Annotated in this window: 21 protein-coding genes and 1 pseudogene; 7 read left to right on the top strand and 15 right to left on the bottom strand. The window is 68.3% G+C overall.

The window, feature by feature from the left end; genetic code table 11:
- The first annotated feature begins 16 nt into the window (after window positions 1–16).
- Entirely contained in the window at window positions 17–2,158 is a 2,142-nt protein-coding gene (locus ACF9IK_RS29865; RefSeq protein WP_395297173.1) for a DEAD/DEAH box helicase, read from the top strand.
- Between the two features lie 147 nt (window positions 2,159–2,305).
- Here the strand turns inward: ACF9IK_RS29865 and ACF9IK_RS29860 are convergent.
- A pseudogene (locus ACF9IK_RS29860) lies at window positions 2,306–2,772 on the bottom strand (NUDIX hydrolase).
- A 260-nt stretch (window positions 2,773–3,032) separates the two neighbouring features.
- On the opposite strand from ACF9IK_RS29860, the gene ACF9IK_RS29855 reads away from it, so the two are divergent.
- Window positions 3,033–3,923, top strand: a complete 891-nt coding sequence (locus ACF9IK_RS29855) for a DUF5655 domain-containing protein (protein ID WP_395297172.1) — start codon at window positions 3,033–3,035, stop codon at window positions 3,921–3,923.
- Between the two features lie 317 nt (window positions 3,924–4,240).
- Here ACF9IK_RS29855 and ACF9IK_RS29850 read toward each other — a convergent pair whose 3' ends face one another.
- Window positions 4,241–4,462 (bottom strand): hypothetical protein, encoded by a 222-nt coding sequence (locus ACF9IK_RS29850; protein ID WP_395297171.1) that lies wholly within the window; start codon window positions 4,460–4,462, stop codon window positions 4,241–4,243.
- A 663-nt stretch (window positions 4,463–5,125) separates the two neighbouring features.
- Between ACF9IK_RS29850 and ACF9IK_RS29845 the strand changes: the two genes are divergently transcribed.
- Genes ACF9IK_RS29845 through ACF9IK_RS29835 form a run of 3 tightly spaced genes read left to right on the top strand, consistent with a single transcriptional unit; the run spans window position 5,126 to window position 6,752 of the window.
- On the top strand, window positions 5,126–5,329 hold the full coding sequence (locus ACF9IK_RS29845; RefSeq protein WP_395297170.1) for a hypothetical protein: 204 nt from the start codon (window positions 5,126–5,128) through the stop codon (window positions 5,327–5,329).
- A complete protein-coding gene (locus ACF9IK_RS29840) occupies window positions 5,329–6,012 on the top strand; it encodes a restriction endonuclease (RefSeq protein WP_395297169.1) in 684 nt (227 codons plus the stop codon). The genes ACF9IK_RS29845 and ACF9IK_RS29840 overlap by 1 nt, the downstream gene beginning before the upstream one ends.
- Before the next feature lie 35 nt (window positions 6,013–6,047).
- On the top strand, window positions 6,048–6,752 hold the full coding sequence (locus ACF9IK_RS29835) for a restriction endonuclease (RefSeq protein ID WP_395297168.1): 705 nt from the start codon (window positions 6,048–6,050) through the stop codon (window positions 6,750–6,752).
- Between the two features lie 262 nt (window positions 6,753–7,014).
- Here ACF9IK_RS29835 and ACF9IK_RS29830 read toward each other — a convergent pair whose 3' ends face one another.
- The 10 genes from ACF9IK_RS29830 to ACF9IK_RS29785 all read right to left on the bottom strand — a co-directional run bounded on the left by ACF9IK_RS29830 (window position 7,015) and on the right by ACF9IK_RS29785 (window position 15,883).
- A complete protein-coding gene (locus ACF9IK_RS29830; RefSeq protein ID WP_395297167.1) occupies window positions 7,015–7,416 on the bottom strand; it encodes a DUF6527 family protein in 402 nt (133 codons plus the stop codon).
- Window positions 7,413–8,582 (bottom strand): ThiF family adenylyltransferase, encoded by a 1,170-nt coding sequence (locus ACF9IK_RS29825; protein WP_395297166.1) that lies wholly within the window; start codon window positions 8,580–8,582, stop codon window positions 7,413–7,415. Before ACF9IK_RS29825 ends, ACF9IK_RS29830 begins: the two co-directional genes overlap by 4 nt.
- The gene (locus ACF9IK_RS29820) at window positions 8,557–8,817 is read right to left on the bottom strand and encodes a multiubiquitin domain-containing protein (protein ID WP_360207963.1); all 261 of its coding nucleotides are present in this window, start codon (window positions 8,815–8,817) and stop codon (window positions 8,557–8,559) included. The genes ACF9IK_RS29825 and ACF9IK_RS29820 overlap by 26 nt, the downstream gene beginning before the upstream one ends.
- 125 nt (window positions 8,818–8,942) lie before the next feature.
- The gene (locus ACF9IK_RS29815) at window positions 8,943–9,227 is read right to left on the bottom strand and encodes a DUF3892 domain-containing protein (protein ID WP_395297165.1); all 285 of its coding nucleotides are present in this window, start codon (window positions 9,225–9,227) and stop codon (window positions 8,943–8,945) included.
- Between the two features lie 145 nt (window positions 9,228–9,372).
- On the bottom strand, window positions 9,373–10,398 hold the full coding sequence (locus tag ACF9IK_RS29810) for an ImmA/IrrE family metallo-endopeptidase (RefSeq protein WP_395297164.1): 1,026 nt from the start codon (window positions 10,396–10,398) through the stop codon (window positions 9,373–9,375).
- Between the two features lie 11 nt (window positions 10,399–10,409).
- On the bottom strand, window positions 10,410–11,318 hold the full coding sequence (locus ACF9IK_RS29805) for a hypothetical protein (RefSeq protein WP_395297163.1): 909 nt from the start codon (window positions 11,316–11,318) through the stop codon (window positions 10,410–10,412).
- Between the two features lie 75 nt (window positions 11,319–11,393).
- The gene (locus ACF9IK_RS29800) at window positions 11,394–12,344 is read right to left on the bottom strand and encodes a hypothetical protein (protein WP_395297162.1); all 951 of its coding nucleotides are present in this window, start codon (window positions 12,342–12,344) and stop codon (window positions 11,394–11,396) included.
- A gap of 253 nt (window positions 12,345–12,597) precedes the next feature.
- A complete protein-coding gene (locus ACF9IK_RS29795; RefSeq protein WP_395297161.1) occupies window positions 12,598–13,365 on the bottom strand; it encodes a transposase in 768 nt (255 codons plus the stop codon).
- A gap of 130 nt (window positions 13,366–13,495) precedes the next feature.
- Window positions 13,496–15,226, bottom strand: a complete 1,731-nt coding sequence (locus ACF9IK_RS29790) for an IS1634 family transposase (protein ID WP_395297160.1) — start codon at window positions 15,224–15,226, stop codon at window positions 13,496–13,498.
- 240 nt (window positions 15,227–15,466) lie between these two features.
- Window positions 15,467–15,883 carry a hypothetical protein gene (locus tag ACF9IK_RS29785; RefSeq protein ID WP_395297159.1) on the bottom strand — a complete coding sequence of 139 codons (417 nt, stop codon included), beginning with the start codon at window positions 15,881–15,883 and terminating at the stop codon, window positions 15,467–15,469.
- A gap of 303 nt (window positions 15,884–16,186) precedes the next feature.
- Here ACF9IK_RS29785 and ACF9IK_RS29780 point away from each other — a divergent pair, with 303 nt between their 5' ends.
- Complete coding sequence (locus ACF9IK_RS29780) at window positions 16,187–16,912, top strand: S1 family peptidase (RefSeq protein ID WP_395297158.1); 726 nt, start codon at window positions 16,187–16,189, stop codon at window positions 16,910–16,912.
- 181 nt (window positions 16,913–17,093) lie between these two features.
- Window positions 17,094–17,570, top strand: coding sequence for a hypothetical protein (locus ACF9IK_RS29775; protein ID WP_395297157.1), 477 nt, complete (start codon window positions 17,094–17,096; stop codon window positions 17,568–17,570).
- A 45-nt stretch (window positions 17,571–17,615) separates the two neighbouring features.
- On the opposite strand, the gene ACF9IK_RS29770 is transcribed toward ACF9IK_RS29775, so the two are convergent.
- From ACF9IK_RS29770 to ACF9IK_RS29760, 3 genes are read right to left on the bottom strand one after another with little or no spacing between them, the layout of a single operon-like run.
- Window positions 17,616–19,157: a hypothetical protein gene (locus ACF9IK_RS29770; protein ID WP_395297156.1), complete on the bottom strand. Its 1,542-nt coding sequence runs from the start codon at window positions 19,155–19,157 to the stop codon at window positions 17,616–17,618.
- Entirely contained in the window at window positions 19,154–19,489 is a 336-nt protein-coding gene (locus ACF9IK_RS29765; RefSeq protein WP_395297155.1) for a helix-turn-helix domain-containing protein, read from the bottom strand. Before ACF9IK_RS29765 ends, ACF9IK_RS29770 begins: the two co-directional genes overlap by 4 nt.
- The gene (locus ACF9IK_RS29760; RefSeq protein WP_395297154.1) at window positions 19,486–20,610 is read right to left on the bottom strand and encodes a tyrosine-type recombinase/integrase; all 1,125 of its coding nucleotides are present in this window, start codon (window positions 20,608–20,610) and stop codon (window positions 19,486–19,488) included. The genes ACF9IK_RS29765 and ACF9IK_RS29760 overlap by 4 nt, the downstream gene beginning before the upstream one ends.
- Window positions 20,611–20,883: the final 273 nt, after the last annotated feature.

Raw genomic sequence — 20,883 nt, 5'->3', positions numbered from 1 at the left:
TGTGGGCTCAGAAGCGGTGGGTTCGGACCCGGTGGAGCGGCTTGATCCGGTGATCGTGCACCACATCGTCAATACCTTGGGCTGGCCCGATCTGCGCCCTCTTCAGAAGGCGGCCGTCGGGCCACTCCTTGACGGCGAGGATACGGTGCTGCTCGCCCCGACGGCGGGCGGCAAGACCGAAGCGGCCGTCTTCCCCGTGCTCTCCGCCATGGCCCACCAGGGGTGGACGGGAACGTCAGTGCTGTATCTGGCCCCACTGAAAGCCCTGCTGAACAACCTCGTCCACCGCGTCGACGGCTATGCGCAGTGGCTCGGGCGGCGTGCCGCCCTCTGGCACGGCGACACCTCGGAGGCCACGCGGCGTCGGATTCGAGTCGATGCCCCTGACGTGCTACTGACCACACCTGAGTCGCTCGAGGCCATGCTGATCAGCGTCAAGACAGACCATGCGCTGATGCTCGGTCAGGTGCGAGCCGTCGTCATCGACGAGGTGCACGCCTTCGCCGCCGACGATCGAGGCTGGCATCTGCTCGCCGTACTGGAACGCCTGGAGCGCCTGACCGGCAGGCCGATCCAGCGGATCGGCCTCTCCGCGACGGTCGGCAACCCTGACGCACTGCTCACCTGGCTGCAGGGGGCCCGGCCGAAGGAGCGGGTGGGGCGGGTCGTCGCACCGGACCTGACCCGCGCTTCCAAGGCATCCGATGTATCCGACAAGGCAGTTGCGCGTCCGTCAGGCGACGTGGAGCTGGACTACGTCGGCTCGCTCGCCAATGCCGCCAAGGTGATCGAGGCCCTACACCGTGGCGAGAAAAGGCTCGTGTTCTGCGACTCGCGCAAGCAGGTCGAGGAGCTGGGTGCCGCGCTGCGGGAGCGCGAGGTCACGGTCTTCCTCTCGCACGCGTCGTTGTCGGCCCAGGAGCGTGCCCGGTCCGAGGCTGCCTTCGCCGAGGCCCGCGACTGTGTGATCGTGTCCACGTCCACGCTGGAACTCGGCATCGACGTTGGCGACCTGGACCGTGTCATCCAGATCGATTCACCGTCGACCGTCGCCTCGTTCTTGCAGCGTATCGGCCGTACCGGGCGGCGTGCCGGCTCGTCGCGCAACTGCCTGTTCCTGGCGACCCGCGAGGACACGCTGCTCCAGGCCGCCGGCCTGCTCACGTTGTGGTCGCGCGGCTGGGTCGAGCCCATCACCCCGCCACCCTCGCCCCGCCACCTAGTCGCCCAGCAGCTCCTCGCGGTGATCCTGCAGCAGCATCAGCTCGGCGACCAGGTGTGGGCCGAGCAGTGGAACGGCCTCGCGCCATTCGACGCCTCCGCACAGCCCCTCGTCGACCATCTCGCTGCACAGGGCTTCCTGGACCGGGACGGCGGGATGCTGTTCATCGGGCCCGAGGCCGAGAAGGCCTTCAGGCGACGGCACTTCATGGAGCTCACTGCTTCCTTCACGGCTCCTCCCGAGTTCACCGTTCTCGCCGGGCGCGCGGAGATCGGCACCACCGACCCCTCCGTACTCACCGAGGAACGGCCAGGGCCACGGCGCCTATTGCTCGCCGGACGCAGCTGGCAAGTCACCTTCACCGACTGGGCGCGGCGGCGAGTCTTCGTCGAACCGGTCCAGGACGGCGGCGTGGCCAAGTGGCAGGGCAGCGAGTTCCGCGGCCTGTCCTTCGCCCTCACGCGTGCGATGCGCGACGTGCTCCTCGGCGAAGACCCCGGCGTCCGCCTCACCCGTCGTGCGGAGACCGCCCTCGCGGTGCTGCGTACCGATCGTGCGCCGCGCGAAGTCCATCCTGCCGGAACTCTCCTGGCGCGCGACGCCGACGCGGCCCGCTGGTGGACCTGGGCCGGCTACCGGGCCAACGCGACCCTCACCGCTTCCCTCGGCAACCTAGCCGACCCCGTCCAACGCCCCACCGACACCCACGTACGCCTCCGCCAGGATCTCTCGCCTGGCGACTGGAAGGCGGCCCGCGCGGAACTGCCCGACTCCCTCACCCTGCCCTCGGTCGACCCGCGCGCGGTCCGCGGCCTGAAGTTCTCCACCGCGCTCCCCGAACGCCTTGCCACAGCGACCCTCGCGGAGCGTCTGGCCGACCTTGATGGCGCCCTGGCCGCGGCCCGGGAACCGGTGCGCATCGAGTGGGGCGGCTGAAAGCCGCCAGCGTTCGTGCCGGGCCGTACCCGGTTCCCGAGGAGAGACGGAGTCCACGGCCGACGCCAAACCGAGCAGGCCGTTGTCCTGCAGGGCAAGTCCCATCGGTGTCCCGCTCGGCGGCGTAGGGCGCGGCCTGGGTGGCGATCATCCGAGGTAGGGGTAGGTGCCGGCGAGGTAGTCGCCGATTTGCTGGCGCATGCTGGGGTGGATGTCGTACTGGTCGAGGTCGGCGGGCCGGACGAAGCGGACGCCGTCGGCCTCGTCGTTGATGTCGGCTGGCCGCCGATAGGGCGGCCGATGTAGGTGTTCTCGTACTGCTGGCGGATCTCGCCGTCGGTGTAGGCGACGATGTGGTTCGGGTTGGTGTAGACGCCGAGGAACCCGGTGATCTCGGCGACGATGCCGGTCTCCTCCAGGCACTCGCGCACGGCGCACTGGGCGGCGGTATCGCCGATGTCCTGGGCCCCGCCAGGCAAGGCCCACTGGCTGGTGTCGCGGCGTCGCTGGAGCAGGATCGCTCCCTGGTCGTCGACGACGAGCAGGTTGCTGGCCGGGATGAGGGTGTTGGCCTTGGGGGCGTTCGGGTCGTTGTAGTACTCAGTCCTGCCCATGCGTGGCGGTCCCCTCCCGGTCGGGCATCCAGCGGCGTGCGCCGGCCCAGACGGCTTCGAAGCTCTGAGCGTAGTTGTCGGCGCGAAATGTCGCCTCGATCGGGCAGAATCCAGCCACTCGCCGCCGGATCATCGATCCGACCGCACGATTCATTTGCGCACAATTTGCCCTAGCCTACGACCTGTTAGGCGGATATGGTGATCTTTCTGCCCGCCCGGGTCAGCGGGTCTGCGAGATCGGGGGGATCGTGACTTTGAGGGTGTTCCGCCTGAACGGCGGCGAGGCGGTGGAGATCGCCAGCTCGGCGGTGGCCCTGGAGCGGCACCTTCAGACGTGCATCGAGCGCAACATGTCGTCGATGCTCGGTATCCGATTCCTGGACTCGGAGGTGTCCACGGGCCCGGTGCACGCGGGGCGGATCGACTCGCTGGGCCTGGACGAGGATGGCTCGCCCGTCGTGGTCGAGTACAAGCGCACCCGCGACGAGAACGTGATCAACCAGGGGCTGTACTACCTGGCGTGGCTCCGGGACCACCAGGGTGACTTCGAGGGCCTGGTGGCGCGTGTGCTTGGCCCCGAGGCGGTGGGGCAGGTTGACTGGACGAGTCCGAGGATCATCTGTGTCGCTGCCGACTACAGCAAGTTCGATCGACACGCGGTCGGCGAGATCGACCGGCGCATCGATCTGGTGCAGTACCGACGCTTCGGTGACGACTTGCTGTCGCTGGACCTCGTGACCTCGAGTGCCGGAATGTCTGCTCGAACTACTGACGGCGAGCCGGGGATTCCGGCCGCTGGCCGCAAGACGGTGGCGCAGCGGCTGGCCGGAGCGCCGGCCGCGGTGCGGGAGCTATACGAGGATCTGGACGGTCGGCTGCTCGCCCTCGGCGATGCGCACAGTGTGGAGTTGAAGCAGTACATCGCCTACCGGCGCGGCGGGAACTTCGCGACCGTGAAGGTGCTGACGACCGGTCTGCGGGTCTTCCTGCGGCTCGATCCTCGGTCGGTGGTGCTGGAGGAGGGCTTCACCCGAGACGTGAGCGAGGTAGGGCACCACGGCACCGGGGACCTGGAGGTGCGGATCTACTCCGCGGACGACCTCGATCGGGCGATGCCACTGCTCAAGGCGTCCTACGAGGCCGTCGGTTAGCGGCCTATCGGAGTGCCGCCCGCTGGCCGGGCGATCTGCGGCTTGAGCCTTCGCTTGACCACCGAGGCCTGGAAGGCCCTCTCGCAGGCCCGCAGCACCGAGGCCCGGCGGCCGGATGGGCATCCGCCAGCTGGAGCTGCGACCGGTCAGCCTCACCGAGACTCCTGGGGGTGGGCTGAGGAGGGCCCAGTATTTGGTCGACGCCTGCCCCCCGCCCGCGCGGGCGTTCGACTGGAACGAGCCAGGGGCGGTGATCTCCTCGCCCTCGCCCTCGCGGACGTCGAACCGCTCGTAGAAGTCGTCCAGCGCGCTGGCCGTCAGGTGGGCACTTTGGCCTCCTCGCGCTCGTTACGTTCGGCCAGGCATCGCAGCAGTTCGTCCTTCGGCACCGGGAAGTACAGCAGCCGCCACCCGCCTCGGTGACCAGCTTCTTCCACTCCTCGCGGCCCCCTGGAGCCACACCACAGCCCGTGGTTGAGCACCACGTCCGTCCCGCTGGCGACAAACTCGGCCAGGCGCTCGCGGACCTCTGCGACCACCAGGGCCTCCAGCTCGAAGTGCCGGTGCTCGGGTTAGTCCACGCCGCAGCGGCCGTGTTGGGCGTGCACCAACTCGTCCACCCACAGCCGGACCGCGCCAGCCGACTCAGCAGTCGAGTCGCGTAGCTGGTCTTTCCCCGACCCGGTAATCCCGACCAGCAGGTGGACCACCGGCCGTCGGCCGGACGACCGACTCTGCCGTGCGTCCCCAGGTGGATACCTATGGACTCCGCCGCCTGGCCCACAGACGGGCGCTGCCCATCATTCTCCTCACAGGTCCCGGGCACCGGCGGATCCGGGCAGGATCACCCCCAGCCTGTACCACCGGCGTACGCCGTCACTTCCCGCCATATCCATGACCAGTTGCCCTGCCCCATCGCTGAGTGGCATCCGGGCAGGCCAGCTCGCCCTCCCCCAGCCCAGACGTCCTCGTCCTCCCGCCTAGCCTCTATTCGTTCGGCCTATGAAGTCGTTCGATCACGCAAGGTCAGAGGCGCTTCGCAGGAGCGCACAGGTGAGCCGCCCGCTCCTGGGAGGTTGTCCGGAACGTGTCCAGAGAACTATCCGCTTGTTGGTGATCCATCAGTTCCTGTCATGGGCCGCTGGTACATCAATGCCAGACGGCCGCGCGGTGCGGTCCGCCGATGGGAGGGAACGAGTCCGATGCCGGTACCCGAGGGATATCACGTCGTCCGCAGCCACATCCGCCGCAACCCGCGGCCGAGCACGAAGAAGATGAGCGGCTGGACGATCGCCGGGATCTGCGCGCTGGTGTGGCTGTGGGGGCACTTCATCGGCTTCAGCCACACCGAAACGACCACGCCGAACAAGCCCGCTCCTGCGGTCTCCGCCCCTGCGGGGCGCTGATGGCACGCACGCGGCGCCGGCTCCGTCGGCCGCGCGGGACCACGGAAGTCCTCGCAGCCACGGCCGTCGTCCTTGCAGCGCTCGTCTGGCTCGCCCACGCGGTCGAGGCCGCCGTCCAGGCCGCCGCACGCAACTGGCCCGTCCTTGCCGTCCTCGCGGGCATGGCGGCCGTTGCCGCAATGGCGTGGTGGGCGCGGAGGCGGGACGCCGACCGGGTGCGTGCCGAGCGGCTGGCGACGATGAGGCTCAGCCTCGCCGGCATCGACGCCCTCGGAGACCAGGAGTTCGAGTTCGCGCTGCGAGATCTGCTGATCCGGGACGGTTGGAGCGCCCGGAAGGTTGGCCAGCAGGGCGACCAAGCCGCAGACGTGATCGGTCAGCACCGCACCCTGGGCCGCATCGTCCTCCAGGCCAAGCACACCAAGGTCGGTGCGAAGGTCGGCTCCCAGGTCATGTATCAGGTCAAGGGCACTGCCGGGCCCGCCCACGGCGCCGACATCGCGGTCGTGGTCACCAACGGCTCCTTCACCCGCGACGCAAAGGCGTGGGGTGACAAGCACGCCGTGCACTGGGTCGACCGGGATCGGCTCCGCCTGTGGGCCGAACACGGCCTCGCTCTGCACGACCTGCTACGGCTGCCGGCCCGTCCTCTTCGCCGCGGATCGGGCCGGCCTGCAGCCTGACTGTTCCACCCACCGATTCGACAAGGAGGCGTCCCGTGCGCGAGGACGGCACGTTCGATCCGCTGCTGAAATTCATCGCCGGGGCAGTGGTCGCCCTCGCCGCCGCCAAGATGCTCTGGCAGTGGCTGACCACCACGTTCTGGCACTGGCTCACCGTGGAGGCATGGGGCTGGATCACCGGCCACGCCTGGTGGTCGGCCCTCATCGCCAGCCCAGTCGTTCTTGTCGCCACCCTCCTGCTGCTCAGAACCTTCGCCCCGCGCAACTACACCCACTATGCGGACTACGAGGAGGAGGAAGAGGACGAGCTGGCCGGCCCGCTCTATCGGATGCGTCACCTCGACGCGATGCACCCGACCGACTTCGAGAAGGCGTGCGCCGCTCTGCTCGTCCGGGACGGCTTCACTCATGTCCAGCACTCCGGGCGCCGCGGTGACCTCGGGGCGGACGTCATCGCCTACGACCATCTCGGCCGCAAGGTGGTCGTGCAGTGCAAGCACTATGCCAAGCCGGTCGGCTCTCGGGACGTGCAGACCTTCAATGGCACCGCCCGGCCCGTGCACCGCGCCGACGTACCCGTAATGGTGGGCCTCAACGGCTTCACCGCGGACGCCAGGGCGCTTGGCGACGACCAGGACCTGGAGCTCGTAGGACGGCGGACCCTGAAGCGCTGGGCCCACGGTGCCCACCTGTACACCGCGATCGACGCCGAGCTGGACGAGGACCGCGCCGTCGCCTAAGCCCAGCCGTCTCCGCAGGCGCCTGCGGAGACGAACACGGACATGTCAGTCCTGGCAGAACAGCCATGCCCAGTCACTTGCACATGGTTGGTGCCGAGAAGCTAGCTGGCCCTACTCACCATGGAGGGCGGGGCCAACTCGGAACGCGGCCCGGGCAGCCGGAGCGGGACCCGGCTAGGTCACCGCACACGTCCTGGGCTCCGCCTCCACCGTCACGCTCCGTACCTGCGGGGCCGCTTCGTCAGGACGATCGTTCGTCGGCCTACGGGCGCAAGAACCGCAGATAGCGGCGGAGTCTGGACGGCGGTCCCGGCTCGGGGACCGTGGTCTCCAGGTCCAGCAGACGACGGTCCCGAGCCCGGTTCTGATCGATCTCCGCTGCCGAGTACCGGCGGCTCCAGCGGATGCGGCCCTCACGGATCCAGTAGTGCGATTGGCAGGGGAGCGACCAGTTGCCGATCGACGGGGAGAGGGACACGTTCTCGCCGTCGAAGGTGAGCGACCACTGAGCGGGGGAAAGCGGCGTGACGACCTCGTTCCCGCAGCCGCAGCAGCACAGGTGACCGCAGGTGCGGTAGGGGATGGAAACGTACAGCATCCCTGGTTCCATTCTCGGGGGGAACGTCTCGGTGAAGACCGGGCGCAGGGTGTCCTGGGTGGTCACGGCAGGTCCTCGTTGGCGATCTCGTTAGTGATCAGCGAATACGTGGAGTGGCCTTCGTCGGTGGCATCGGCGTAGATGCCGATGGAGCGCTTCCAGCGGATGACGGCCAGGACAGCGTTGAGCGCGTTCAGGTCCGCGGTCTGGATGTTCCGGGCGTAGGCGTCGCGTTCGGGTGCCGGCTGCGGGATACGGCGGCGGGCTGCGTCACGGCGGCCGGGAAGGCTAGTGGTGACGCGCAGCAGCCCGCTGAGGTGGCCGTCGATCTCCTCGACGCCCATGCCGACGTCGATGAACGGGACATCGTGTGCCTCGAGCCAGTCGATGATCGCCGGCTTGCCGGTGGCGTCGTCCGAGGCGAGGAAGACGAACGTCGCTCCGGTGAGCAGGTGGAGATTGTCCTCGTCGAGGTACTCCTCGCAGGCCTTCACGCCCCGGTGCATGTTCGCGTAGATCGAGGCGAGATAGGCGACCTTGGCCGGGCGGCCGCGCAGGGTCTCGAGGGTCGGGGCGCCCGGAGCGCGGAACGCGTTGTGGTTGTCGAAGGTGTCGCCGTCGACGAGGAGGATCGAGTCGACCTCGGTCTTGGCCACCTGGTCGAGGATGTAGCTCCCGCTGCCGCCGAGGCCGACGATCACGACGCGGTGGCCTCGGAAACGGCGGTTGATGGCAGCGATGCCGGCGCGGGAGGTTGCGGTGTCCCGGTAGACGAAGGGACTGTCGTCGTCGATCTCCTGCCACGCCGCGCCCGGGGTGGGCGTGGCCGAGGGGTCGAGTGTGTGCGCCTGGTCGGCGATGATCCGGGCGTACGCGGTGATCTTGGCGTACTCGTCCGGGTAGCCGTCGGGCCCGGGCTTGCTGGAGAGCATGAAGTCCGCCCGCACGCCCTCGGCGATCTCCCGGAGCTCGGGGCTCGCCAGGGCCAACGGCCGGCCGTGCTCGTCACACGGGACGGAGCCGCTGAACCAGATGCGGTGGTCGGTTCCGGAAACCAGGCGGTCTCCGCTGACGGTCACGGGGTAGGCGAGGAAGCCGTGCTCGACGCTGCGGTCTTCGGTGACGTACGGGATGTGCCGGACGATGATGTGGCCTCCGTGGACGACGACGTCATAGCCGTCGTCGAGAAGTCGGGCCAGGTCGGGGTCACGAGCGAGAAGTGCGGTAGACATCGAAGACCATCCCCTTCTTCACCGTGACGCTGTGGCCGGCCGTGAGGCTGCCCGCTCCGTGTCCGTCGTGGCCGCGGCTGTAGCGGACCGTGTAGGTGTCCTGGTCGGTCGGCACCTGGCCAGGGTAGGCGAGGTCGACGACCTGCTCGAAGGTGATCTCCTTCGCCTCCCAGGTGTGCGGGCGGGTGTTGACGACGATGGTGACGGGCGCGGGCCCGTGGCTGTCCTGGGACATGAGTCCTCCTGAAGGTGTGATGCACGGTCGGCCCCGGGTTCTCCCGGGAATTGGTGGGGCGGGCGGGTCGTTCGGCGTGCCGCCGGGAGCGGCGGCACGCCTGACGGTCCGTACCAAGCGCTGGGTCAGCGCCGGGGAAGGGCGAGGAGGTTATCGGTCCACACGCCGTCCGCGCGGGTCCGCAGGTACTTCTCGCCCTTGGCGGGCGTCACCACGAAGACTTCCGCGCGGCGCCCGGCCGCGTCGCTGGTGTAGGCCTTGCCAGACTGGTTCTCGATCCAGTCGACGAGCTGCGCCCGGGTACTGCTTCCGGTGCTGCCGGACGTCTGGTTGGTCCACCACAGGTGAGTGATGTGCTCGTGCGTGGTGCCGCCGGGGGACAGACGTACTGCGGTGATCTGAATGGCCATCGTTCTGTTCCTGCCGGCCGGGGTTCCGACGGCCCCGAGGCCGGCGCCCAGGATCCGTGAGCACCCGGTTCGGGTGCTTCGCCTGGGACAGACGACGTAACTCGCGAGTAGCGGTGAAGGCGGTGCGGATGGGACTTGCGGAGCGTCAGGAACAGTTCAGGCAGAGGTCGCTGCCCGGCGAGAACATTCTGGGAGGGTGCAGGGTGAAGCAGTTGGGGCACAGGCGTTCGGCCACGCGGGACGGGCAGGTACAGCGGCCGCACTCAGGGCAGCTGGGGACGTGGCAGCGCGGGCAGGCCGGTTCGAAGGAGTGGTACTCCTCGTCGCAGTTTGCGCAGATGTACTCGCGTGACCGGGGGCCGGTGTCGGGGGTTGGCGGGGTGAAGGCGCGCCAAGGGGCGGAGTCGGCGACGAGGACGGCGACGAGGTAGCCGTCCATCGGCGCGATGTCGGTGTGCAATTCACGCCCGAGGATGCCGTCGCGGTAGCGGACCCGGGTCCGCCCCTGGGCGCGGCCGGAGCCGGCCGCGGCGCGGTCGACGACGGGGATGTCGCTTTGGAGGCTGCCGCGCGGCAGGGGCGGAAGACCGTGGGAGGCGCCGAAGGCAAGGCGCCCCGCACGGTCGAGGAGAAGGACGTGTCCGGGCGCGGGCAGCCGCTGGGCGGCCCGGACACACACCGCCATCCGGGAGGCATTGCTCGCCCGCCACAGGTGGGTGATCGCCGACGCGTCGGGTCCCTTGGCGTCGAGGTGCCGGTCGACGAGGGAGGCGGGCAGCAGGATCTCCGCGGCAAACGCGTCACAGGCCGCGTCCTCGAGGAGGACACCACCATCAGGTTCCCTGCTGAAGGCATCCATGAGGGCGAAGTTGTTCTTCTGCAGATGGTGGCCCAGCTCGTGCAGGGCGGTGAAGTCCCGCCGTGCGTGGCTGGCCGAGGTGGCGACCGAGAGACGCGGTGGCGGCCCGAAGTCGTACGCCCCGGCGACACTGCATCCTTGCTCCGCCGTACTCTCCTCAACATCCACAACGATCAGCTCGGGCCAGCTCCTCAGCTCCGCGAGAGCGCCCTGCCCCAGGCGATCCACCGCACCGGGACGGGCCGCTTCGAGCTCCTCGACCATCGCCGAGGCCTGGGTCCGGGCCGCGCCGGCGAGCACGTAGTCGACCACGCGGCACTCCCCTACTCGCCTAGAACCAGTTCGAAATAGCGGTCCGTGCGTGCCGTCCAGTTCGGTCCGGCAGGTCCCCCTTGACGCGCCGCAAGCGCGAAGATGCCGTACGCGGCACGCAGCCGCGCATCGTGCTCCCCCTCGTCGTATCGCCCAGCAAGCACCTTCACCTGCGCGCGGCGCAAGGGGCGGTTCAGCTCGTGCACGACATCCGGCGGCAGGGCCGGGTTGGCTGCGATCAACTGGCCGGCCGGCTGACCGAGGCGCTCGGCCAGCGCGGCGGCCTGATCGGCGGTGAGGGGCTGCTGTCCCCTCCACACGGCCAATGCTTGCGGCGGCGGCAGCTTCAGCTCGGCTGCGAGATCCGCCGCGGTGACAGCCTTGGCTCGAAACAGCTGCGGCAAGCCTCCTGAGCCCTGCGGGGCCCACTGCCCCGAGCGCAGGACCGCGATCCGGTCGGCCAGGACCTCGCGGTACTCGTTGCCCGAAGCGGACACGGCTGCGGCACTGCCACGCTGCGAGTCGGCTAGGGCATCGGCGAGCGTGTGTGCGGTGAGGGTGGGAGGGCGGCTGGTCAGCTCGCTGACCTGCCGGTCCAGCACACACCACGGAAGGGTGGTCTCCAAGCCCCACCACAGTGCCAACGGCTCCTCCAAGGTGGATGTTGAAGCGGGTAGGAGCAAGGTGTCGGCGTCGGCGAACCGCTCGAAGGACGCCGGTACAGCCTGCACAGTGTCATCGTCGCCGACCGCTGTGACGAGCAGCAGTTGGACCACGTCCTCCCAGACCGCGCGCCAGATCTGGCCAGGTTGCGGGTCCGGGGGTGGTGCGGCGGTTACCCGGAGGACAGCGTCGGGTACCTTCAACTGCGCCGCGGCGGCCACCAGCCGCTGGTAGGCCGTGGTGTGGACAGAACTCATACCGTCTCCCCCGTGGCTGTGGTCCATCAGTGCATTCTCTCTTCACCGGATCCGGACGACATAACTCGAGGCCGTTCAGGACGGGGCACCGCCGCAGCGCCGCAGCAGCGCCGCCATCACCGACTGCTGGTCGCTTTCCGCCGACAAGGCCATAGCGAGCGTCGTCTTGAGGTTCGACAGAACAGCAGCCGCGTGGCCGCGCCGGATCTCCAACAGCTGCGCCGCGTGATGAGCGTCCTCGTCGAGGTAGGGAAGCAGCAGGCGCTCGTTGGGGGACAGACGCTGCCAGATGTCGTCGGCCACCCCCTCGCCCCCGACAGGATCGGCCGTATCAGCCGAGCGCTGTAGGACGAGTTCGGAGACAGTCCCCTCGTCTGCGTACAGCGTGATGAAACGAGCCGGCGCCAAGAGCTCGAACCGGGCCTGGAGCACCTTGGCGAGATCTTCCTCCCGCACCGCGCCCTGCGCATAATGCAGCACGTTCAGGAGAATGGTTTTGAGGGCATGGACCGTCTGCTTGGGTGTGGGGCCGGAATGGTTCCAGCGGGTGATGCCGACTCCTGTCACCCGTGCCGCTTGCGCAATCAGGCCGTCGAGGTCTCCCTGCCATATGGCGCCTTCGGCATGCTCGGCCAATGCCCATCGCGGTGGCGAACCCGGGCCCTTCCGGTAGACCGGGTCCTCGCTCATCAGACGGGCGATTCGGCGCCGGAGCTTGCCCCGCGGCGTCTTCTTCGCCTCATCGATGAGGAAGTTCTTGATCGCTGCGAGAAATAGGCGCTCCAGCGAGGCTTCGTCGACGGCGAGAACGGAGCAGCTGGTGACGAACTTACGCCCCTCTCCCTTTCGGGTCAGCATCGCCGTAATTACGTCGTAGGCTGCATCATCGCTCCACTCCGTGTACCCCTCAGGCGGCGGAAAGCCGTAGGTTCCGCGTACCTGATGAACCAGCCGCCGCAACAGATCGAGTGTGACAGGCCCCAGCTCGCCTGTCTGCGACAGCTCCTCGAAGGCGCTACTTCCCACGAGCCACCCCGATTCCCCGCTCCCCTTCCGGCGTCCGCAGCCAGAGGGCCTCGACCTGCATACACCAACATCTCCCCCCATGGCGGAGGACGCGCCGAGGATTCCCGAGAAACGAATCTTGGCTACGCCAATGTTGGACTACAGTAGGCCCAAGCAAATGGCAAAGCTCCCAGCTATGCTCCGTGGCTAAGGGCTGTCCCGTAATTGATCACCGGCGCGCTGGGGCGAACCGCGGGGTGGGGTTATCGTTCGGCTACGCGGTCTGGCTCAGGTTGTGCAGGCGGGCAATGCCGAGCATGGCGTGGTGGACTCCGTCGCCCTTGAGTCGGCAGTCGCGGAGGATCTTCCAGGTCTTCATCCGGGCGAAGACGTGCTCGACTCGGGCGCGGACCTGTTTGTGGGAACGGTTGTGCTCCTGCTTCCACTGGCAAAGCTCGCCGCCAGCTGGCCGGCGGTGCGGGATGACGAGGCCGGTGCCCGGGTAACCGCCGTCGGCGATCGTCGTAGTCCGGCCGACGGCGGCCTTCGCGCCGGACTCGACCCAGGCCTTGCAGTCGTTGCGGTTGCCGGGGACCGGGCGCCCGACGGCGACGACCAGTCGGGTGTCGGCGTCGATGACGACCTGGTGGTTGGTGGAGTACCGATAGTTCTTCGACTTCTCGGCGATGCTGTGGTCGCGGGTGGGGACCAGCGTGCCGTCCACGATGAGCACGGTGTCTTTCCGGAATCGCTGTCGCTGCTTGAGCGCGAGCAGGGGCCCGAGGTGGTCTACGACGCGGTCGGCCGTCGACTTCGAGATTCCGAAGAGGGGTGCGAGCTGCCGTAGCGTCAGGTTCGTGCGCCAGTAGGCTGCGACGAGGAGGGTGCGGTCCTCAAGTGAGAGTGACCAGGGGCGTCCTGGGCGGACCGCATCGGCACCTTCGCACCGCAGCATCGTGATCAGCTTGCCGAACGCGCGAGGGCTCAGCCCGGTGAACGGGGCTATCCAGGACTGCTCCGATGCAGTGATCACGCCTGTCACGTCAACCCGACTTCATCAGTAGGCGGGCACACGTGGTGGGCGGATTCGCGGGTTGACCTGCGGGAACGGCATGCGGGACTGCTGGAGGCGTGTGTCCACGGCTCTGGTGGATGTTTTCCCAGCTCAGGGGCTATTCGGTGGTCTGGATGCCGCTCATCTTTGGTGGCATCGGTACTCCACAGTCCTTGAAGAGCCGGGCTTGGGTGTCGGTGATGCGGGTGGTCTGCTGCAGGCGTCCGGCCGGCCCGGCGAGGGTGACCTGGTGGATCCGTCCGAGTTCGTTCCTGATGGTGCGCCAGGTGGTGCCGGTGCGGCGTTCGGCGACGCGGATCAGCAGCAGGGCCAGCCAGCACAGCAGCACATGGGCGCGTATCCGCTCGTCCAGGCGGTGGAAGACCGGCCGTAGGTAGAGCGTGGACTTCATCGTGCGGAAGGAACGTTCGGCTTCCAGCAGGTTCTTGTAGCCGAGCGCGACATCCTCGGCGGACAGGTCCGGGTCGGAGGTGGCCAGCAGGTACTTGCCGTCGAGTCGGGACTCGGCGGCGACCTTGGCCCGGTCGATCGACAGGCGTGCGGTGGTGGGGTGCTGCTTGAGCCACCGCCCGAGGCTGGGATGGTCGCGAAGCGCGCACTCGGCCTTGCGGTGGACGGCGTCGTTCGGCTTCACTGGGCGCTTGCCGGTCTTGGCCGCCTTGTCTTTGGCCTTCTTCGCGTCGGCGGTGCGGGCCTGGGCGATTCGCTCCAACTCATCGCTGATAGCGGTGAGTTGTTGCTCGCGTCGCTCGGCGTCGCGGGCGGCCTCGGCAGGGTTGTGGCAGACGACCCAGCGGCGGCCCGGGTCGCCGTCCAAGCGGACCTCCTTGACCCGCAGGTTGTCGCGGACCTCCTGGTAGCGGCCCTGGCGGGCGAGTGCGGCGTCGGCCTTCTTGCTGGTCTCGCGCATCTTGACGCCGGTGATGTAGTGGCCGCCGGCGCGGGTGAGGTAGGCCAGGTTGGCCTCGGAGGAGAATCCGGAGTCGGCGACGGTGACCACCCGGCCCAGCCGCCAGGTGCGCAGGTCGTCCTTGACCTGGGTGATCACGGTGGTGTCGGAGGTGTTGCCGGGCCAGACCCAGCAGCGGACCGGGATGCCCTCGCGGGTGACCGCGAGCCCGATGACGATCTGCGGCAGGTCCTTGCGGTGGTCCTTGGAGTGTCCGAACCGCCGCAGGGCCTCGTCGGATTCTTCGTCCTCGCCGTCGCGTTCGAAGTAGGTGCTGGTGGTGTCGAAGAAGATCAGGTCGACTTCGAGGTTGAGCAGGTGGGCGGCGGCGAAGAACACCGTCTCCTGCACGGCGCCGGTCGCGTCGCCCTCGATGAGCAGGTCCATCGCGCGCAGGGCCTGGTTGTTGCCGTCCAGTTCGGGCAGGCCCGGGATCACCACGTCGCGGGTGGCCCACTCGCCTGCGGCGAGCTTGGAGCCGGGGGCGACGGCGCGGTTGGCGACCAGGGCGAACAGCACCCGCTCGACGTCGGTGCGGAAACGGCGCCCGTCCAGGTGCCGGGCCAGGGCGGTGTCGATGCCGAGCAGCTTCCACAGCTGGTCCAGTAGCCAGATCGTGCCGATCGGGCGGGAGGATTCCACCTGCAGCGGACCGGCCTGGGTCCCGAGCGGGGCCGTGACGTCGTCGTCCTCGCCGAGGTAGCGGTTGATCGAGGCGACCAGGCGGCGCAGCGCGTCCAGGTCGAGCCTGTCCTCACGGCCCAGGTTGACCAGCACTTCGGCCTGCGTCTGCCCGTCCACCCGCCGGTTGTTGGCGAGCTGGACGTACCGCACGGCACTGCCGTCCTTGTTCCGGCGCTGGGTCTTCCGCAAGTACATGCCCGCATGATCACACGACAGGCCAGTACAGAGGAAGATCCTCCCTGAAATCGTGTGCCCACACTTTCGCGGCCCTTCGCCGAGTCACACCGCGCTGACCTGCTACGACACCAGCCCGACCTGGCTCATGTGCCCATCAACTGATGAACTCGGGGTCAAGATCATCGCATCGCTATCCCGGGACCTTCATGCCTGGTGCTGCACTTGCTCTTCCCCGTCTGACACCACCCGGCGCGACGCTCAGGTCGTGTCGGGCTTGGCGGCCGGCGGGGAGGGTGGGAGCTCGTCGCGACTCTCCGGGGTGAAGGCGTCGCGGCGGGCGAGGGTCACCGACAGAGGCAGGCCCAGCCGCTCGGCCGCGCGTCGGCGGACACGCACCTGTGATTGGGTCCGGGGGCGGAACGAAGGGAGCCGCGAGCAGCCGCAGCCGGGGCGGTGGTCGTAGGTCAGCCCCTCCGCGAGCACGGTGGCAACGACGGACCACGCCTTGGCGTCGCGTCGCCGGGGCGCGGCGAAGTCGTAGCCTGCGAAGACGAGCTCCTGACGACAACCAGGACAGATGCGCTTCCGGATCGGCCACGTGCTGCCCTTGAAGGAGAGCCGACACTCGAGGCACACGTAGTGCCGGAAGGCGCCGTTGAACGCGTGGTAACACATGGCCAAGAGGCTACGCGTCGCCCGCGGGCGGGCCCAAGCGGATTCGTGGCGCCCCGGTATGGCCAGTCAGCCGCCCGTCCACCGCCGTACCGCGAGTACTGGTGGGCTCGCGTATTCAACTGTCGCGGATTCGCCGACCGTCCGATGGCGCTCTTTACGGACAGTGACGGGTGAGTGCTCGGATCTGAGTGCTTCCCGGGACCTATCCACGGATCTTGAGCCTGCTTAGAATGATGCGCAGGTGCTCTGAGCCGGGCGGGCCTGTTTTGAGTACGCCCTGCCCAGCCTGGTAAACCTTTCGGCATGCCCGCCCAAGACAGCGACCGTATCGACAACTCCGTGGTCGCCCTCGCCCGCTTGGTGCCCCGCCGCGATGGCACCCTCGCGTACAAGGCTCACGCCGGGTCCGCCTTCATGCTTCAAGCCGGTGACGGATGCCTCGCCATGACGGCTGGCCACGTCGCCGACACTCTGGTGATCGGAGAACATGCCGCACTGCTCACCGGCGTCGATGGTCAGTGGAGGGCCGCAGCCATCGTCGGTATCCAGAAGCACCCCACACAGGACGTAGCAGTGCTGCGACTTGCGCCCGGCAACTACGCCTCACCCTTCACGTTCGGTCGCGCTCAGGAGCACGCCAGCCTCGGTTACACGCTTTGGGGCTATCCCGAAGCTGTTCTCTACGATTCGGGCGCCATGGATGGCTTCCGCCGTCTCCCACGTCCTGAGATGGTGTTCTCCCAGGGCCACATCCGACGTCGCATTAGCCGCCCTCTGGAGCGCAACGACATCCGTGGGAACCGCTTCTTCGAGCTCAGCACGCCCGCCGGTGGCGGGTGCTCCGGCGCGCCCGTCCTGTCTGTTCGTCCTGGCCGCCACTGGGAAGTGATCGGCGTGTACGTCGGTGAGTGGTACTCCATCAGAGGCGGCAGCGATGGCATCGTGGATATGGCCGTCGGATACGCCGTACGCACAGCAGACCTCGATCTCGATACACCGGACTGGACTCCACTTCTCGATAGCCCATGATGAGGGCGGCGCGGTTTACTGGTGAGCTCGCGTATTGAACTGTCGTGAGTTCCTCTGCGAGGCCAGCCGACTGATCACGGGCAGTAACCGCGAGCTGCTGCCTCCGTCTGGGCGCCCGAGGATGCCCGTCCAGAACCGCGAGTGACGGGACCGTCAGGGGCGGGCGCTAGCGTGTGCGGCTATGGCTGACATCTTTGAGCTCATGCTCACGCTGGACCTGCGCGACGAGCTGTCCGAGGAGGAGCTCGCCGAGCTCCGATGGCACCTCGGGCTCTGCCCCAAGCCGGAGATCCTCCGCATCGTGACCGAGTTTCCGTTCGTGAACGAGACCGACGACGGCGAACTCGTCGTCGAGGACCATCCTCAGCCCCTTCTGGGCCATCACGGCGAGGCGTTCAAGGTTGGCGGCGCGCTCGTCTCGATTCTCCTTCGCCGAGAGCGCACCTGGTGCGGTGTGTGGGCTCTGACCAGTCGGCAGGAGATTCACCCCGACCAGTTCGATCTCACCGGTGAACTGCTCAGCTGGCTTGCGACCAAGGCCGGCGACTGCCACCGACGCTTCGACGGCAGTGTGGACCTGGGGTGGACCCGGTTCTATGAATCACGCCAGGCGGAGCCGCTGGTTGTGCGTGATGGCGTCGTCATCTGGCCGTCGTAGCCAGCTCCAGGTCGCACTTGATGTCGGTACTGGGGGCTCTCGTGTTCAGCTTTCGCCAGCTCCCCGAGGGAGCCAACCCGCTGGTGACCGGTTGTGATTGCCTGCGGCGTATCGGCTCCAGGTCCCTCCGGTCTCTCTGAGGAGGCGGCTGGTGGTCTTGTCGTGGTAGCCGAGGGCGTCAGCGACGACGGGGGCGGGAAGTTCGAGGAGTTGTTGTCGGATGGCGGCGCCGCGGGCGGCTGCGACCGGGATGCCGATCTCGCGCAGTCGTGAGGACATGTGGTCGGGACGGGCCGGTCGGCCGGCCCGGCGGCCGGGGAAGAGCCAGCGGGATGCCTGGTTGGTGGCGGTGTTCATGTTGTCGCGGTCTGCGATGTATGCCAACAGCAGGGCTGCGACTGGTGGGGGGACGGGAGAGGCGGGCTCCCCGAGTCGCAGAAGCGTGGTCTCTCCGTCGTGGAGCACGTCGTCGACCGTGAGCTGGACGATCCGGGTCAGGGGTTGCGCGTAGAGGAGGACGATGACGCCGGCGACACGGAGGCGCATCGGTGTGTCTGTGTCGGTCAGCAGTCGGCCGAGTGCGGCCAGGCGCTCGTCCTCGCTCAGTGCGGGTCGTCTGGAGATCTTCATGGTGGGGATGGACAGGGAGCATGGGCAACGGCGGCTCTTCCTGGCCCAGTTGAGGAAGGGCCTCAGGCAGGTGCGGCTGTGTTCGGTGTTGTCCGCGAACCAGGCGTCGATGTCGAGTTGGCCGCAGGACGAGAGGGCGCTGTCCCGGGTGCTGAGCCACTGCAGGAAGGTGGTCGCGTGCTTGATCTGGTCGGCTGCGAAGCGGCGGATGCTCGGTGTGATGTGGCTCCGGTCGGCTCGTTCCCGCAGGTGGGGAAGGACGTGCCAGGTTGCGAAGAGCTTGATCGTCTTGACGTGCTCGGGATCGGTGATGTCCGCCAGGTGGCCGGGAAGCCATCGCTGGAAGGAGCAGATGTACTTGTCGACGGCGGGCAGGACGCCGCTGGCCATCAGGAGTTCTTCCAGGTGAGCTGCTGCCCGCCAGGGCTGGAGTTCGTGGAAGGCGTCGTGGGTCAGGGGTAGTTGTCCGAGTCCGAGTCGTCGCAGCATCTGGGAGGCGTTTCCGGGATGGTCGCGGCGCATCGCCAGCCAGGCCAGGCCGCTTCTGGGCTCGTCCATCGCCACCAGCATGTCGAGCAAGGGCGTGAGTGTCTGGCGGACGTGGCCCGTGCCGTCGTCCAGGAGGGCGGTCAGCCGGTCGGTGAGCGTGCAACGCTCGCAGAGTCGGCCGCCCAGGAGTTTGCCCTCGAAGTGGCAGCGCGAGCAGTCGAAGGTCTGGGAGAAGCCGGCGCAGGTCGTGCAGATCGCGGAGCCGTCGACGGGGTGGAGTCCGGGGAGGGCCCGGTCCTGGCCGCATCCCGGGCAGGTGCCTCGTGTTCGCACCGCGCGGTCCGAGCAGGTTCGGCAGACGTATCCGTCCGGCCAGGTGCCGGCCTTGTGTCTGCGCTGGCCGCAGCGGCAGCACTCGGCCATGAACCAGCGTTCGTACTGCTCGTCGGTGGCGTAGGGGCGGCTCATGCGTCGGGCAGGATGCGGGCCGCGCGGGGCCGGAGCTTCGCGACGTTGGAGGGCGGGGTGGGCAGGTCGCCGGTGGCGGTCTTGCGGACGCCGGCGTTCTCGGCGGTGGTGGTCACCAGGTCGGCCGGGGTGCAGGAGAGGATGTCGCAGAGTGCGGACAGGACCTGCAGCGACAGCCTCTCCGGTGTTCCGGAGACCAGGCGGTGGACCTGGGAGGCGGACAGGTCGATGCCGCGTTCGCGCAGCAGGGGGACCAGTTCGGTCGCGGTGAAGATGCGGTGCTGGGCCATCAGCTCACGCAGCCGCCAGGTGTAGCCGACCTTGCGCTTCATGCCTGCCTCCCGTTCTGGGCCTGGAGGGCGGCGGCGACGGTGGTGTCCAGGTGCCGGCGCAGGGTGCGGGTGCGGAAGTCCGAGGAGACGCAGGTGTAGATGGACGTGGTGCTGGCGTGCTCGTGGCCGACCTGTTCCTGGACGAAGCGGGGATCCCAGCCGTCCTCGATGAGGTGGGTGACGTAGGACCTTCGGAAGGAGTGGTAGTCCAGCCCGTCGTCCAGGCCCAGGGCCTTGCGGTAGGCGATGAAGCGGGAGTTGATGCGCTGGCAGCCGATCCGCAGTCCGCGTTCGGAGGGCCAGGCCGCCGGGTTGCCGTCGGTGCCCAGAAGCGGGCGGACCTCGGTGAACCACTCGTCCAGGACGTCGGGGGTCCAGCCGAACACAGTCAGCACGCCGCGGCGCTTGGGCGGGGAGCCCTTCTTGGCCTTGCCGAACCGGACCTGGCAGCGGCCGAACTCGCCGTACTCGGCACCGTGCGGGTTGCGGCCGAAGTCGGCGGCGTCGAGCATCCGCGTCTCGTTGCGCCTCAGCCCGTAGGCGTAGGCGGTCTTGAACAGGGTGGCGTCGCGGAACGCCGGCAGCCAGCCCTTGCGGCCGAAGGCCCGGATCCGGGCGACCTCGTCGTCGCAGTGCTCGAAGAACGCGTGCAGCTCGGCCTTGGTGAACGCCCGCTTCTTCGCGTCGGCCTCGTTGTCCTGGACGTGCACCGCGGTGTTCCACTCGTGCACGACCTGGACCGGGTGGGTGCCGAACCGCTCCTCGCACGTGGCCGCCCAGTCGTAGAGCGGGTCGGTGACGAAGTGGCAGAACGCCCGAACCGCCTCCGAGTAGGACCGGATCGTGGAACGGCGCAGGTCCCGTAGCGAGCGCAGGTCGCCGAGCCACTCGTCGACCATCGCCGGCGTCCAGTGCCATGGGTAGGTGTTCACGTAGGCGGCGAATGCCTTGACCGTGTTCTCCCGGCCTTCCACCGTCGTCCGGGCCAGGTTCCGCGCGAGCTGCTGGTTGGCGAACCCGGTCAGCATCGCGGTGAAGACCTGTTCCTCCGGCCGCAGCAGCGCGACTCCGTCCACCAGGTGCAGCCGCGCCGCACCTGGGATCGACCCGTTGAACCCCATCGGTCCACCACCCTCCGTCACTCGCGTCGTATGCGAGAAAACCGCATCTGATGCGAGTCGGCGGACAAACCGCAGGTAGGTCAGCCGGACGAGTGACACCGGCTGGCGTCATCATCACGTCCGTCGCTACCGTCGCCACCAGCAGGCTGGGCCAACTTCCATGGTCAGCACACTGGTGGGTGCCGTTGCTCGCAACGATTCGCGAACCGTCGCGAGTTCGCATCGGATGCAATTGGCGGCGCTTCGAATAGCGGGACAGCCCTTAGCGCCTAC

The sequence above is a fragment of the Kitasatospora hibisci genome, assembly GCF_043950205.1.
GTDB lineage: Bacteria > Actinomycetota > Actinomycetes > Streptomycetales > Streptomycetaceae > Kitasatospora > Kitasatospora hibisci.
Note: the sequence above shows the minus strand (reverse complement) of the source record. Positions and strands in the feature narration are given on the sequence as shown.